The following is a 13,795-nucleotide window of genomic DNA, read 5'->3' as shown; positions in this document are numbered from 1 at the left end:
CAGGTTCGGCCGTCGAGACATGACGCGCGCGCCGACGGTCCGCATCGGTAATCGCTGTGCGTAACGGTTCCTGTGGGGCGTTCAGCGACCGGCGAGCGCGGCGCGGCACACCTGGACCGGGTCGTGGACGTCGGATGCGGTCGCCGCGGCCGTCGTCGCGGCGGCCGCGAAACGCGGATCGCCCAGCACCCGCACCACCGCCGCGCGCAGGGCGTCCGCCGTGGACGGGCGCACGACCACCCCGCTGCCCTGGCGGGCCACCCGGTTCGCCAGCTCCCACTGGTCGCCGCCGCCGGGCACCACCACGACCGGCACCCCGGCCAGCAACGCCTTGACGAGCAGGCCGTGCCCGCCGCCGCACACCGCGACCGACGCCTCGCGGAGCATCTCGTCCTGCCTGCCCAGACCGGCCCGCGCCCACGGCGGCAGACCGTCCGGCTCGTCGCCGAACGTCGACACCACCGCCCGCGTTCCCGTGCCGCGCAACGCGGTGAGCGCCAGCTCGGCCATGCCGACCGCGCCCGACGACGCCGTCGACGGGGCGACCACCACCAGCGGGGCGTCACCCGGCGGCGGGGTCAGCCTCCGCCGGGTCGGTTCCCACAGCAGCGGTCCGACCACGCGCGCGTTGTCCGGCCAGTCCGGGCGCGGCACCTCCAGCGCGGGCAGCGTCGCGATCAACCGAGCCACGGGCCCGCGGTCACGCGCCTTCAGCCCGATGCTCCGGCGCGCACGGGCCCGCTGCCGGTCCCCCTGGCGGATCGACCTGGCGGTGGCCGCCCGCAGCGTTACGTCGCGCAGCCTGCCCGACGCGCCGACCCCGACGGCGAGCCCGCTGCCGAGCGGCGGCAGGCCCCTCGACGGCTCGTACAGCGGGTGCGGTGACAGCTTCGCCCACGGCACCCCGAGCAGTTCCGCGGCCATGACACCGCCCTGCGCGAGGACGTCGCACACCACCAGGTCCGGCGCCAACGCCGCCAGTTCCGGCGCGAGCGACCGCGCCAGCACGGCGGCCCGTCCGTACAGCGCGCGACCGAGGTCCAGCTCCCGGCCGGGCGCCATGCCCGCCAGGCTGATCGTCGTGATTCCCGCGCCCGCGGCGGCGTCGACCCAGCGGTCGGAGATGAACAGGGTCGGGTCGTCGCCCGCCTTGACGAACCTCAGGCACAACGCGATGGCCGGGAAGACATGGCCGGGATCGGCACCTGCGACTACGGCCACGCGCACACCGCGCAGACTGCCACACCCCGGTCGACGGCGCTCCGGGGTGAACGGACAACTCACCGGACAGACGTGTCGGGACACGTGGACGGTCGGACTTCGCTGCTGGTTCGCTGATCGTGATGACCCTGCCAACCCCAGTCGACGGGAGTTGATCGATGGTGTTCGGAGTTCGTCGAATAGGAGCGCTCGTAGCGGCGGCCGTGCTGATGACCAGCGGGACCACGGCGACGGCGGCGAGCGCGCTCGCGAAGACCGGGCCGGTCTCCGTGGCGTACGTCGAGGTGAACAACAACAGCATGCTGAACGTGGGCAAGTACGCGCTGGCCAACGGCAGCGGGAACGTTTTCGACATCGGCGTCATCTTCGCCGCCAACATCAACTACAACGTCACGACGAAGTCGGCCTACCTGTACTTCAACCCGAACGTGCAGCGCGTGCTGGACAACGTGGCCACCGAGGTCCGCCCGTTGCAGGCCAAGGGGATCAAGGTCACGCTGTCGATCCTGGGCAACCACGAGGGCGCCGGGTTCGCCAACTTCCCGACGAAGCAGTCGGCCGAGGCGTTCGCGAGGCAACTGGCGGACACCGTGACCAGGTACGGCCTGGACGGCATCGACTTCGACGACGAGTACTCGGAGTACGGCAAGAACGGCACCGGCCAGCCGAACGCCAGCTCGTTCGTCTACCTGGTCACGGCGCTGCGCGCGGCGATGCCGAACAAGCTCATCACGCTGTACAACATCGGCCCGGCGGCGTCCCGCCTGTCGTACGGGGGCGTCGACATCACGTCGAAGTTCGACTACGCCTGGAACCCCTACTACGGCACGTGGGGCGTGCCCGCCATCGCCCTCCCCAAGTCCAGGCTCTCGCCCGCGGCCGTCCAGATCAGCTCGACGCCCACCAGCACCGCCGCGAGCCTCGCGAGGCGAACGGTGAGCGAGGGCTACGGCGTCTACCTGACCTACAACCTCGGCGCTTCCAACGTTGCCAGCTACATCTCCTCGTTCACCAGGGAGCTGTACGGCACGGACGCCCGCTACACCGGATAGCGGCCGGTGGCACCGGGATCCGACACTTTCCCTGCCCGGATCCCGGTGCCACCACCGGCCGTCGACGCGGTCAGGCCAGGCGGGACCCTCCGTCGACCAACGACACCGTTCCCGTCGTGTGGGCCTGGTCCATCAGGTGGAGGTAGGCCTTCGCGACGTCGTCGGGGTCCGCGATCCGGCCCAGCAGGGTCTCCTTCCCCGCCCACTCGAACATCTTCCGCCGGTCGTCCTCCGCCATGGCCGACCACAGCGGCGTGCGCACCAGGCCGGGCGCCACCACGTTGACGCGGACCGGTGCCAGTTCGATCGCGAGCGAGCGCGCCGCGGAGATGATCGCGCCGGACACCGCGGCGCCGAGCAGGCGACCTGGACCGCCGTGGTACGCGGCGGCGCCGCTGGTCAGCGTGATCGAGCCGGAGGGGCTCAGGGTGGGCAGCGCCGCGCGCACGCCGTCCAGCGCGTGGAACAGGCGGACGTCGAAGAACCGCCGGGCCTGGTCCGGGTCGTAGTCGGCGACCGCGACCCGGACCAGGTCGTCGCCCGCCGTGTAGACGAGGTGGTCGAACTCGCCCACGTGGTCGAAGAACTCCCGGAGCGACTCGGGGGACGTGACGTCGACCGGCCTGGCGGTGACACCGGACGGCAGCCCGCCGCTCGCGCGTTCGGCGGTGCGCGACCCGACGACGACCCGCGCGCCGGTACCGGCCGCGAGGTGGGCGACGGCCAGGCCGATGCCGCTGGTGCCACCGAGGACGACGACGCGGGTGGTGGACGTGGGGGACAAGGGACTTCCTTCCGCTGGGGACGTCCCTCAGCGTGCGCGTGCGGTCGTGCCGCGGTCCAAGACCGGTTCGTTCTCAGGTGATGCCGGACCGGCATCAGCGGCGAAGGTGGTCCGGGCGATCTCCACCAGTTCGCGGAGTTGGTCCGAGCGGCGCCGCGCCTCGACCACGAGCGAGACCCCCGTGTCCGGCAGGTCGGACACGGGGACGTAGGCGATGTCCGGCCGGTGGTAGTAGCGGGTCGTCGACGCGGGCATGATCACGATCCCGCGTCCGGCGGCCACGAGTTCCAGCTTCACCTCGACCGACGGCGAGTACGCGGACGTCTCGTCCCCGTCGTTCGCGGGTGCCACCGGGGGTGTCGTCGCGCCGGGCCACTCGGGTACGGCGGCGGTCGGTTGCAGCAGGACCTCGCCCGCGAGGTCGGCGAGGAGGAGCCGGGCGGAGCCCGCCAGGTCGTGGTCGCTCGGGAGGGCGACGAGCCGGGGCTCGGTGAACAGGTCCGTCACGGCCAGGCCGTCGTCGTCGAACGGCCGGTGGGCGAAGCTCGCGTCGATCCGGCCGTCGCGCAGGGAGTCGACCTGGTCGGTCCACGACGTGCGGACCAGGTCCACCTGGAGTTCCGGCCACTTCTCCCGCAGGTGGCGGACCACCGGCGTGACGATCAGGCCGGGGGTGAACCCGATGCTCAGCCTGCGGGTGCCGCGCTCGTGGAGGCGCACGCGCCGCTGCAACGCCGCGGCGGCCCGCAACAACTCCCGCGCTTCCTCTTGCAGGAGTTCACCGGCGGGCGCCAAGCGCGTCCCCGACCGCGAGCGCTCGAACAGCGGGACGCCGAGTTCCTGTTCCAGGGTGGCGATCGAGCGGCTCAGCGCGGGCTGCGCGATGTGCAGGGCCTCGGCGGCCCGGCCGTAGTTCAGCTCCCCGGCCAGCGCGAGGAAGTACCGCAGTCGTCGGAGGTCCAGGTCGCCCATGCCCGCTATCAAATCACCACCGGCCAGGACGGCCGCGCGGGCTTCCCCGAAGTCGATCGACCGCGCTGATCACGTCCGACACTCCACTGTGGTGGGTCGGATGGTCCGGAAGCCGTTGTGGTGCACGCAGCGCAGCGATCGACTCGACCCGACCGAGTGGAGAAGCACACCATAGAAGGACTCGCGGCCGAAATCGTTTCGCTGGCCGAACGCACGGACAACCTTGGCCTACGCCCGGCACCGAGCCGAGCGCGACGATGAAGGGACGACCCGATGTTGCGTGCGCTATCACCGGTGATGTCACGTGTGTCCGCGTTGGCCTGCTCCGTGCTGGCCGCGGCGGCCTTCTCGGCGTTCGCCGCGGCCCCCGCCCACGCCGATCCCGGCATCTGCATCGACCACGTCATGGAATCGGGTTTCCCCGCGACCGAGTCGGTCATCAAGGCGTGCAAGATCGCGAAGACCGGCAGGGCGGAGGACGTGCGGACGTGCCGTCGGATGCTGGCCGAGGGCGGTGTGCCCGCTGCGGTCACGCAGAAGGCGTGCCGCATCGCGTCCTACCCGGACCCGGTGTCCTGACCGGTCGCCCATCACCCTTTGGTGCGAATCCCTGTCGTGGAAACGCCCCCTTCAGGTGAATGAAACCCATCGAGTGCTCCACCGGTTGCGGATGCGGGGTCGCGAATCGACCATCGTTCCCTGACTGGACACGTGATCGGCATTTCCGGTGCGTTCCGAGGAGGCGTCTTGGCACTGACGAACGATCATCGCGCGACCGGGTCCGAGCGGGGTGAACGCAGGCTGCGGGTGATCTTCCGGTTACGTGTCCGGGAGGGCGCCGAAGACCGGTTCCTGAGCGCCTACAAGCAGATCCGCCACCAGGTGGCGCGGGTGGACGGGTATCTCGGCGACCAGTTGTGCCAGTCGACCACCGACGTCGGGGACTGGGTCATCACCAGCGAGTGGGAGAGCGCCGAGCACTTCCAGCGGTGGGAGTCCGGCTCCGACCACCGCGAACTCGCCGCCCCGCTGATGAGGTGCGTGACCTCGCGGGAATCGCGGCGCTACCACGTCCGCCTCGCCACGGTGGCGGGGCAGAGGGCCGACGTCGACCAGCTACTGGTGGGAGGAGACTCGTGAACCGCTATGCGTTGACGTTCCCGGTGCGAGCGGGGGCCGAGGCCGCGGTGGCCGAGATCCTCGGTGGGTACAGCGGTCCGCCGCCAGGTCGTCCCCAGGCCGCGCGGCCCCTGCTGGACCGGACCTCGGTGTTCATGGCGGGGCCGACCGTGGTGCGGGTGGTCGACATCACCTGCCCGCCGCACGAGGCGATCCGGCACCTGGCGGGCCAGCCGCAGATCCGGGCGGTGGAGGAGCGGCTGCGACCGCACCTGGTCGAGGACCGTGATCTGTCCGATGAGGACAGTCGACGGCGTTTCCTGTCCACCGCGGTGATGCGGGTGGTGGCCCAGCACGGCGACCCCGCCCACCACGCGGCCAGGACGGCCGTCCTGTACCAGGCCGCGCCCGGTGCCGGGCCCGACGTGGCGCGGATGCTCGCCGAGCAAGGACGGGACACCGACTGCGGTGTCACCGTGTTCCGCCGTCGGGACCTGGTCGTGCACCTGGTGGAGGGCTCCGTGCCCGCACCGGACGCGGTGAGCGCCCACGTCCGGTCGGCACTCCCGATGACCCTGGTCACCGACCGGGTCGTGGAGCGGGTGTCATGACCAGCCAACTGCACCGGACGATCGGTCCGGAGGACGTCGAGGCGAACCTGGCCAGGGGCGGCGACATCCGGGTCCTGCTCGGTCCGTCAACCGTCGGCGCGACCAGCGGGTTCCTGGGAGTGGTGACCGTGCTCCCCGGTGAGCAGGTCAACGAGCACTACCACCCGTACTCCGAGGAATTCCTCTACGTCGTCGAGGGCGACGTGGAACTGGACCTCGACGACGTGCCGCACTCGATCGGCGTGGGCCAGGCGCTCATGGTGCCCATCGGGGTGCGGCACCGGGTGCGCAACACCGGGACCGTCCCCGCGCGGCTGGTGTTCCACCTCAGCCCGCTCGCGCCCCGACCCGCTCTGGGGCACGTGGACACGGAGCGTTCGTTGTGACGCGCCGGGTGGCCGTGACCGGCCTCGGGGTGATCGCACCGGGGGGCCTCGGCGTGAAGGCGTTCTGGGAGTTGATGACCTCCGGGCGCACCACCACCCGGCCGATCACCTCCTTCCCCGCACAGGGTTTCCGGTCCAGGATCGCGGCGGAGTGCGACTTCGACCCGCGGGAGGCGGGCCTCGTCACGGCCGAGATCGACCGGATGGACCGGTACGTGCAGTTCGCCGTGGTCGCCGCGCGCGAGGCGTGGGACCAGGCCCAGGTCGAGGTGGCCGACCCCTGGCGGGTGGGCGTGTGCATGGGGTCCGCGGTGGGCGGCACGACGTTGCTGGAACACGACTACGTGGCCACCTCCGGCAACGGTGAGCGGTGGCTGGTCGACGCGGACCTCGCCTCGCCGTTCCTGCACCGCGCCCTGTCCCCGGCGTCGCTGGCCGCGGAGGTGGCCGACGCGGTCGGGGCCTGCGGACCGGTGCGCACGGTGTCCACCGGCTGCACGGCGGGGCTGGACGCCGTGGGCCACGCCGCCCGCCTGATCGAGGAGGGGCGGGCCGACGTGGTGGTCGCGGGCGCGGCGGAGTCGCCGATCTCGCCGATCACGGTGGCCTGCTTCGACGCCATCCGCGCGACCTCGGCGCGCAACGACGACGCCGAGCACGCCGCGCGACCGTTCGACCGCGACCGGGACGGGTTCGTGCTCGGGGAGGGCGCCGCCGTGCTGGTGCTGGAGGACTGGGAGCACGCCCGCCGCCGCGGGGCGCTGGTGCTGGCCGAGGTGACGGGTTTCGCGACCCGCAGCAACGCCCACCACATGACCGGGTTGACCACCGAGGGCGTCGAGATGGCCGAGGCCGTGCGGCAGGCGCTGGACCAGGCGGAGGTCTCGTCCGCCGACATCGACTACATCAACGCCCACGGCTCCGGCACCCGGCAGAACGACCGGCACGAGACCGCGGCGTTCAAGCGGGTGTTCGGCGAGCGGGCGCACGCCGTGCCGGTCAGCTCGATCAAGTCCATGATCGGCCACTCCCTCGGTGCCATCGGCGCCATCGAGTTGACCGCGTGCGTCCTGGCCCTCGCGCACGGCGTCATCCCGCCGACCGCGAACCTGGACACCCCCGATCCCGAGTGCGACCTGGACTACGTGCCGCACACCGCGCGGGAGGAGGACCTGCGGACGGTGCTGTCGGTGGGCAGTGGGTTCGGCGGGTTCCAGTCCGCTGTCGTGCTCAGCCACCCGGAGCGGTCATGAGCCCGGCCGCGGTCATCACCGGGCTCGGTGTGGTGGCGCCGAGCGGGATCGGGGTGGAGTCGTTCTGGCCCGCGATCCGCGACGGACGGCGTTCGCTGGGGCCGTTGACCCGGTTCGAGCCCAACCCGTACCCGGTGGTCGTCGCCGGCGAGGTGCACGGGTTCGAGCAGTCCGAGTGGGTCGACGGGCCGATCGCGGTGCAGACCGACCGGTTCACCCACTTCGCCCTGGCCGCGGCGAAGATGGCGTTGCGGGAGGCGGACCTCGATCCGGTCGACGTGCCACCGTTCGGGTTCGGCGTGATCACCGCGAGCTACTCCGGTGGTGTCGAGTTCGGTCAGCGGGAGATCGAACGGTTGTGGCGCAACGGTCCCGAGCACGTCGGCCCGTACCAGTCGATCGCCTGGTTCTACGCGGCCTGCACCGGCCAGATCTCGATCGGCAACGGCCTGCGCGGCCCGTCCGGCGTGCTGGTCGCCGACGAGGCGGGCGGGTTGGACGCCTTGGCGGGCGCGCGGTCCGAACTCCGGCGCGGTGCCACGGCCATGCTCGTCGGCGGCACCGAGGCCCCGTTCTGCCCGTACGCGATCTGCTGCCAGTTGGGGCACGGACTGCTCAGCCCCGGCGACGACTCGACCACCGCGTACCTGCCCTTCACCTCTCGCGCCGCCGGGTTCGCGCCGGGGGAGGGCGGCGCGATGCTGGTGGTCGAGAACGCCGACGCGGCTCGCGAGCGCGGCGCACGGGCACGCGCCGTCGTCGCGGGGTACGGCGCGACCTTCACCGGCCCGCAGCGGTACGACCGGTCGGCCGAAGGCCTGGAGCGGGCGGCGCGGAGCGCGGTGGCCGAGGCGGGCGTCGACTTGGCGGAGGTGGACGTGGTCTTCCTCGACGCGCTGGGCGACGGTCGAGCCGACCTCGCCGAGTTCGAGGCGCTGCGGTCGCTGTTCGGCGGCAGGCTCGACCAGATCCCCGTCACAGCGCCGAAAACCGGCTACGGCCGCTGCTACGCGGGCACCGCGGCACTCGACGTGGTCGCGGCGGTCCTCGCCCTGGACCACGGCGCGATCCCACCCACCCCCAACGTCGACGAGTGCCGGTTCGACCTGGACCTCGTCACCGGCCCCGCCCGCGAGGGCGCCATCCACACCGCGCTGGTCCTGTCCCGAGGGTTGTACGGCGGGAACTCGGCGGTGGTCCTGCGACGTCCGGAACCCAACGAAGGAGGCAACTGACCGTGGACACCACTCTTTCCCCGACCGACCTGGCGGCGTTGATCAACCGGTGCACAGGTGTCGCGGTCACCAGCGACCAGGTGTGCTTCTCCCAGCAGAGCTTCGACGAACTCGGCGTGGACTCCCTCGGCCTGATGGGCGTCGTGGCGGAGTTGCAGCGCAACCACGGCATGTCCCGCGGGGTCGACGTGGCGCCGAACCAGTCGCCGCGCGAGCTGCTGTCCCTGCTGACCGGGAAGGTGTGACGTGAGCGGGCACACGGAGAACGAGATCGTCGTCGACGCGCCGATGGACCTGGTGTGGGAGCGCACGAACGACGTCGAGAACTGGCCCGACCTGTTCAGCGAGTACGCCTCGGCGCAGGTGCTGGAACGCGACGGCGACCGGGTGCTGTTCCGGCTCACCATGCACCCGGACGAGAACGGCCAGGTCTGGAGCTGGGTCTCCGAGCGTGTGGCCGATCCCGCGACCCGCACGGTCACCGCCCGGCGCGTCGAGACCGGCCCGTTCGAGCGGATGGACATCCGGTGGACCTACGAGGATGTCGAAGGCGGCGTGCGGATGCGCTGGGTGCAGGACTTCGCGATGAAACCGACGGCGCCGGTCGACGACGCCGCGATGACCCGGCGGATCAACGACAACAGCCGGACGCAGATGGCCCTCATCAAGCGGAAGGTGGAGGAGTTCGCGTGCACCGCGCTCTGATCGTGGCCCGGATGGACCCCGGCTCCGTGGACGACATCGCCCACGTGTTCGGCGAATCCGACCACAACACGGACCTGCCCGCGGTGATCGGGGTGCGGGGTCGCAGCCTGTTCCGGTTCGGCGGCCTGTACCTGCACCTGATCGAGGGGGAGCGGCCGATCGGGCGGGCGGTCGCCGAGCACCACGACCACCCGCAGTTCCGCCGGATCAGTGACGAACTGCGCCACCACGTCTCGCCCTACGACCCCGACACCTGGCGCGGGCCCCAGGACGCCATGGCCCACGAGTTCTACCGCTGGGAGCGACATGACTGACCACGTCCCGACCACCACCCCGGTGCTGATCGCGGGCGGTGGCGTCACCGGTCTGTCGGCGGCGGTCTTCCTGGCCCGGTACGGCGTGCCCGCACTGGTGGTCGAGCGGCACGCCGAGCCCGTCACCGACCCGAGGGCGAGGGCGCTCAACCCGCGCACCATGGAGCTCTACCGCGCCGCGGGCCTGGAGCGGGCCATCCACGACGTCCGGTCTCCGGTGGCCGACCACACCGTCGTCGCGCACGCCACCACGTTGGCCGGACCGGAGCTGCTGCGGCTGCCGAACCGCCTCGGTCCGGACACCGAGGGGCTCAGCCCGTCCGGTTGGGCGGCCATCGACCAGAACCAGCTCGAACCGCTCCTGCACGCCCACGCCGTCGCCGCGGGCGCGGACGTGCGCCACCACACCGAGGTCGTCGCCGTGGCCGACGCGCCCGACGGTGTGCGGGTGACCCTGCGAGACCTCGACACCGGCGCCGAGCACCGCGTGGTCGCGGAGCACCTCATCGCCGCGGACGGCGCGCACAGCCCGGTTCGAGCCATGCTCGGCATCGGGCACGACGGGCCGGGGACGATCGCGCGCAAGGTCAACGTCTACTTCGAGGCCGACCTCCGCGAACCGCTCCAGGACCGCAAGATCGTCGCGATGACCCTGCGCAACCCGGCCGTGCACGGGTTCCTCACCTCGATCGACGGCGCCAAGCGCTGGCGGTTCGCGATCTCGCTCCGGCCGGACCAGGACGCCGCCGAGTTCACCGAGGCGCGGTGCGTGGAGCTGCTCCTCGCCGCCATCGGCGTCGACGTGCCGATCGTGGTCGACCGGATTTCCGGTTCACCGTGGGAGATCCGCGGTCAGGTCGCCGAACGGATGCGCGCCGGGCGCGTGCTCATCGCGGGCGACGCGGCGCACGCGATGCCGCCGGTCGGGACGTTCGGCGTGGCGACAGGGGTGCAGGACGCGTTCAACCTGGCGTGGAAGATCGGTCTGCGCCACCGCGGACTCGCCGGGCCGGGACTGCTCGACACCTACGACGCCGAGCGGCTGCCCGTGGCGAGGGAGACCACGAGCCTGACCGTCGAGCGCTACGAACTCGTCAACGGCAAACCCGGTAATCCCCGCGAGAGCGCGGCGCGGCAGCGGATGATGATGTTCGGCTACACCTACGCCGAGGGCGCGTTCCTCCCGGAGTCGGGGAGCGAGCCGGGGCGCCTGGAGGATCCGGACCACCCGTCCGGCGCGCCGGGAAGCCGCGCACCGCACGTGGTCGTGCAGAGCAACGGGAACACCGTGTCCACAGTGGACCTCGTGGGGCTGTACCCGGTGCTGCTGGGTGGTCCCGCGAGCGTCGGCTGGTCCGACGCGGCGGCGGAGATCACCCGCGTGACGGGCGTGCCGATCGAGTACCACCGCGTCGACGCCGGGCGGTTCCTCGACGCGTACGGGATCGCCGAGGACGGCGTGGTCCTGGTGCGGCCGGACGGTTTCATCGCCTGGCGCAGCAGGACCACGGTCGCGCCGCCCGAGCAGTCGACGACCCTGGGCGCGGTGATCGACCGGCTGCTGTTCCGCTGAGCCCGCTGATCACCCCGTGCCACGGGGTGATCAGCGAGTCCGCCCCGGTTGGTCCAGCATCCGTCGGAGCGCGTCCGCGCTCGCGGCCACGGCCTCGCCGAAGCGGGGGCCGAGGTGGACGAACGGCAGGAAACCGTGCGGCAGGTCGGCTTCGCGCACCGCTTCGACCGGCACGCCCGCGGCCCGCAGCTTCTCCGCGTACCGCTCGCCCTCGTCCCGCAGCGGGTCGAACCCGGCGGTGACCACGAGGGCGGGCGGGGTCGTCGCCGCGACCGCGCCGTAGAGCACCGACACGAGCGGATCGGCCCGGTCGACCCCCGAGGGGACGTAGTGGTCCTGGAACCACACGATGTCCTCGTCGGTCAGCAGGAACCCCCGCCCGAACCGGTCGCGGGAGGGGTGCCGGGTCGCCAGGTCGGTGGCCGGGTACAGCAGCCACTGCCCCGCCGGGACCGGGCCGTCGGCGCGGTCGGCGGCGCGACGGGCGGTCACGGCGGCGAGGGTGCCTCCCGCGCTGTCCCCGCCGACGACGATCCGGTCCGGGTCGACGCCGAACTCGTGAGCGCGCGCGACCGTGTCGTCGAACGCCGCGAGCGCGTCGTCGACCGCCGCCGGGAACGGGTCCTCGGGCGCGAGCCGGTAGTCCACGGACAGCACCCGGTGGCCGGTGCGCTCGGCGAGGTACCGACCAACGTGGTCGTAGCCCGTCCGGCTGCCGATCACCCAGCCGCCGCCGTGGAAGAACACCAGCGCGCCGGGGCGATCACGACCGGACGCCGGTGCGTACAGGGTCGCGTCCAGTTGGCCCCGCGCACCGCGCAGGCGCACCTCGGATGCCGTGACCGACCGCGACGAGCGTCGGCAGGCGCGCTGCGGTCGAGCGCGGCGCGGGACAACTCCGGCGACCCGTCGACCACGAGCGCCGATGGCCTGGCGCCCAGGGACCGGATCAGCAGGCGGGCGTCAACGGCCAGCCGCGCGTCGTCGACGACGACCTCCGGGCCCGCCATCCGCGCTCGCACCGCGGCGGGCAACTGGCTCAGCAGCCCGACCGCGACCTCCTGCGCCCGCACGGACAGCGGGACTCGGGTCGCGTTCGCCATGTCACTCCACTTCGTTGAGTTGCAGCTTGACTGAAACTGCCTTTCAGGCAGACTGTAACTCATGGAATCGGAATCCGGACCGCCGCTCAGCGCGGCGTTCCTGGCGATGGCGCTCGGTAGGCGAGTCAGGGAGCGCGTCGAGGACCGCTTGCGCGAACACGGCATCGCCCTGCGCCACCTCTCGGCACTGGGACACCTGCACCGCAGGCCCGGCATCTCCTACAGCGAACTCGCGCGCCGCGCCGGGGTCACACCGCAGAGCATGCAGGACACGCTGCGGCGCCTCGAACAACTCGGAGCCGTCGAGCGCACGACCGAACCGGGACGCGGCCGCACCGCGATGCTGCGGGTGACCGACGAGGGCCACCGCCTGCGGCTGGCCGGACGAGCCGTGATCGACGAGACCGACGCCGCGATCACCGGAGCCGGGCCCGACGACCACCTCACCCAGTCCCTGCGCGCTGCCCTGGACCGGTTTCCCCTTGAGCCGGAACGAGGAGCAGGCGAGTGACGGTCGAGTTGGACGCGGAGGTCGCCGCCGCCCTGGCCCCGGTCCGCGAGGCGATGAAGGCCATCCCGCCGCTGGTGCCCGGCGACTGGCGCGGCAGGCGCGAGGTGTTCGACGCGGCCATCACCGCGCAGGACGCCCTGCTGACGGCTCCCGACGGCGTGGTCGTCACGTCGTGCGCGGCCACCGCCGAGGATGGTGCGTCGATCCCGCTGCGCCTGTACCGGCCCACGGAGATCCGGTCGCCCGCGCTGGCCGTCCACCTCCACGGCGGCGGCATGTTCCTCGGCGGTCTCGACACCCACGATTCGCGGTGCCGCGCCTACGCCGCGCTCTCCGGGGTCGCGCTGCTGTCGGTCGGGTACCGACTGGCACCCGAGCACCCGCACCCGGTCCCCGTGGAGGACTGCTACGCGGCCCTGCGGTGGGCGGCCGACAACGCTCCCGGCCTCGGTGTCGACCCGCGCCGCGTCGCGGTCATGGGCGACAGCGCCGGTGGGGGACTCGCCGCCGGGGTCGCGTTGCTCGCGCGTGATCGCGGCGGACCCGACCTGGCCGCGCAGATCCTGATCCAGCCCATGCTCGACGACCGCACGATCGTCGCGCGGCCGGACCTCGACGGCGTCGCGACCTGGACCGTCGACGACAACCTCACCGGCTGGACGTGCCTGCTGGGCGAGGCCGCGGGCGGTCCCGACACCCCCGGCTACGCCACTCCCGGCCGTGCGACGGACCTGACGGGTCTGCCGCCCGCGTACGTCGAGACCGGACAGCTCGACCTCTTCCGCGAGGAGGACGTCAGCTACGCGGACCGGCTCGGCCGGGCCGGTGTCCCGGTCGAACTGGTCCAGTACCCGGCGGTGCCGCACGCGTTCGACACCTTCGCCCCCGCGGCGGCCGTCAGCCGTCGCGCCATCGCCGGCCGCGTCCAGGCGTTGCGGGCCCTGTGATCCACCAGC

Annotated in this window: 16 protein-coding genes and 1 pseudogene; 13 read left to right on the top strand and 4 right to left on the bottom strand. The window is 72.3% G+C overall.

Annotation, left to right across the window (positions count from 1 at the left end; genetic code table 11):
• Nucleotides 1–81: 81 nt before the first annotated feature.
• Entirely contained in the window at nucleotides 82–1,221 is a 1,140-nt protein-coding gene (locus NZH93_RS50565; RefSeq protein ID WP_259622452.1) for a glycosyltransferase, read from the bottom strand.
• Between the two features lie 158 nt (nucleotides 1,222–1,379).
• Between NZH93_RS50565 and NZH93_RS08725 the strand changes: the two genes are divergently transcribed.
• On the top strand, nucleotides 1,380–2,273 hold the full coding sequence (locus NZH93_RS08725) for an endo-beta-N-acetylglucosaminidase H (protein ID WP_259622451.1): 894 nt from the start codon (nucleotides 1,380–1,382) through the stop codon (nucleotides 2,271–2,273).
• Nucleotides 2,274–2,343: 70 nt separating this feature from the next.
• Here NZH93_RS08725 and NZH93_RS08720 read toward each other — a convergent pair whose 3' ends face one another.
• Both NZH93_RS08720 and NZH93_RS08715 read right to left on the bottom strand, forming a co-directional pair.
• Nucleotides 2,344–3,057 (bottom strand): SDR family oxidoreductase, encoded by a 714-nt coding sequence (locus tag NZH93_RS08720; RefSeq protein ID WP_259622450.1) that lies wholly within the window; start codon nucleotides 3,055–3,057, stop codon nucleotides 2,344–2,346.
• A 27-nt stretch (nucleotides 3,058–3,084) separates the two neighbouring features.
• Nucleotides 3,085–4,029 (bottom strand): LysR family transcriptional regulator, encoded by a 945-nt coding sequence (locus NZH93_RS08715; protein ID WP_259622449.1) that lies wholly within the window; start codon nucleotides 4,027–4,029, stop codon nucleotides 3,085–3,087.
• 297 nt (nucleotides 4,030–4,326) lie between these two features.
• Here NZH93_RS08715 and NZH93_RS08710 point away from each other — a divergent pair, with 297 nt between their 5' ends.
• The 10 genes from NZH93_RS08710 (at nucleotide 4,327) to NZH93_RS08665 (ending at nucleotide 11,225) form a co-directional block, all read left to right on the top strand.
• The gene (locus NZH93_RS08710) at nucleotides 4,327–4,608 is read left to right on the top strand and encodes a hypothetical protein (protein ID WP_259622448.1); all 282 of its coding nucleotides are present in this window, start codon (nucleotides 4,327–4,329) and stop codon (nucleotides 4,606–4,608) included.
• Between the two features lie 168 nt (nucleotides 4,609–4,776).
• Entirely contained in the window at nucleotides 4,777–5,169 is a 393-nt protein-coding gene (locus NZH93_RS08705) for an antibiotic biosynthesis monooxygenase family protein (protein WP_259622447.1), read from the top strand.
• Entirely contained in the window at nucleotides 5,166–5,759 is a 594-nt protein-coding gene (locus tag NZH93_RS08700) for a SchA/CurD-like domain-containing protein (protein ID WP_259622446.1), read from the top strand. Before NZH93_RS08705 ends, NZH93_RS08700 begins: the two co-directional genes overlap by 4 nt.
• Complete coding sequence (locus NZH93_RS08695) at nucleotides 5,756–6,145, top strand: cupin domain-containing protein (protein ID WP_259622445.1); 390 nt, start codon at nucleotides 5,756–5,758, stop codon at nucleotides 6,143–6,145. The genes NZH93_RS08700 and NZH93_RS08695 overlap by 4 nt, the downstream gene beginning before the upstream one ends.
• On the top strand, nucleotides 6,142–7,398 hold the full coding sequence (locus NZH93_RS08690; RefSeq protein ID WP_259622444.1) for a beta-ketoacyl-[acyl-carrier-protein] synthase family protein: 1,257 nt from the start codon (nucleotides 6,142–6,144) through the stop codon (nucleotides 7,396–7,398). The genes NZH93_RS08695 and NZH93_RS08690 overlap by 4 nt, the downstream gene beginning before the upstream one ends.
• A complete protein-coding gene (locus NZH93_RS08685) occupies nucleotides 7,395–8,633 on the top strand; it encodes a beta-ketoacyl synthase N-terminal-like domain-containing protein (protein ID WP_259622443.1) in 1,239 nt (412 codons plus the stop codon). Before NZH93_RS08690 ends, NZH93_RS08685 begins: the two co-directional genes overlap by 4 nt.
• 2 nt (nucleotides 8,634–8,635) lie before the next feature.
• A complete protein-coding gene (locus NZH93_RS08680; protein ID WP_259622442.1) occupies nucleotides 8,636–8,878 on the top strand; it encodes an acyl carrier protein in 243 nt (80 codons plus the stop codon).
• A 1-nt stretch (nucleotide 8,879) separates the two neighbouring features.
• Complete coding sequence (locus NZH93_RS08675; protein WP_259622441.1) at nucleotides 8,880–9,338, top strand: SRPBCC family protein; 459 nt, start codon at nucleotides 8,880–8,882, stop codon at nucleotides 9,336–9,338.
• The gene (locus NZH93_RS08670) at nucleotides 9,323–9,652 is read left to right on the top strand and encodes a TcmI family type II polyketide cyclase (protein ID WP_259622440.1); all 330 of its coding nucleotides are present in this window, start codon (nucleotides 9,323–9,325) and stop codon (nucleotides 9,650–9,652) included. The genes NZH93_RS08675 and NZH93_RS08670 overlap by 16 nt, the downstream gene beginning before the upstream one ends.
• The gene (locus NZH93_RS08665) at nucleotides 9,645–11,225 is read left to right on the top strand and encodes an FAD-dependent monooxygenase (protein ID WP_259622439.1); all 1,581 of its coding nucleotides are present in this window, start codon (nucleotides 9,645–9,647) and stop codon (nucleotides 11,223–11,225) included. The genes NZH93_RS08670 and NZH93_RS08665 overlap by 8 nt, the downstream gene beginning before the upstream one ends.
• A 30-nt stretch (nucleotides 11,226–11,255) precedes the next feature.
• Here the strand turns inward: NZH93_RS08665 and NZH93_RS08660 are convergent.
• Nucleotides 11,256–12,328: pseudogene (locus tag NZH93_RS08660) on the bottom strand (alpha/beta hydrolase).
• A gap of 61 nt (nucleotides 12,329–12,389) precedes the next feature.
• On the opposite strand from NZH93_RS08660, the gene NZH93_RS08655 reads away from it, so the two are divergent.
• Both NZH93_RS08655 and NZH93_RS08650 read left to right on the top strand, forming a co-directional pair.
• A complete protein-coding gene (locus NZH93_RS08655; RefSeq protein WP_259622438.1) occupies nucleotides 12,390–12,839 on the top strand; it encodes a MarR family winged helix-turn-helix transcriptional regulator in 450 nt (149 codons plus the stop codon).
• On the top strand, nucleotides 12,836–13,786 hold the full coding sequence (locus NZH93_RS08650; RefSeq protein WP_259622437.1) for an alpha/beta hydrolase: 951 nt from the start codon (nucleotides 12,836–12,838) through the stop codon (nucleotides 13,784–13,786). The genes NZH93_RS08655 and NZH93_RS08650 overlap by 4 nt, the downstream gene beginning before the upstream one ends.
• Nucleotides 13,787–13,795 lie beyond the last annotated feature (9 nt).

The organism is Umezawaea endophytica (assembly GCF_025061645.1).
GTDB lineage: Bacteria > Actinomycetota > Actinomycetes > Mycobacteriales > Pseudonocardiaceae > Umezawaea > Umezawaea endophytica.
Note: the sequence above shows the minus strand (reverse complement) of the source record. Positions and strands in the feature narration are given on the sequence as shown.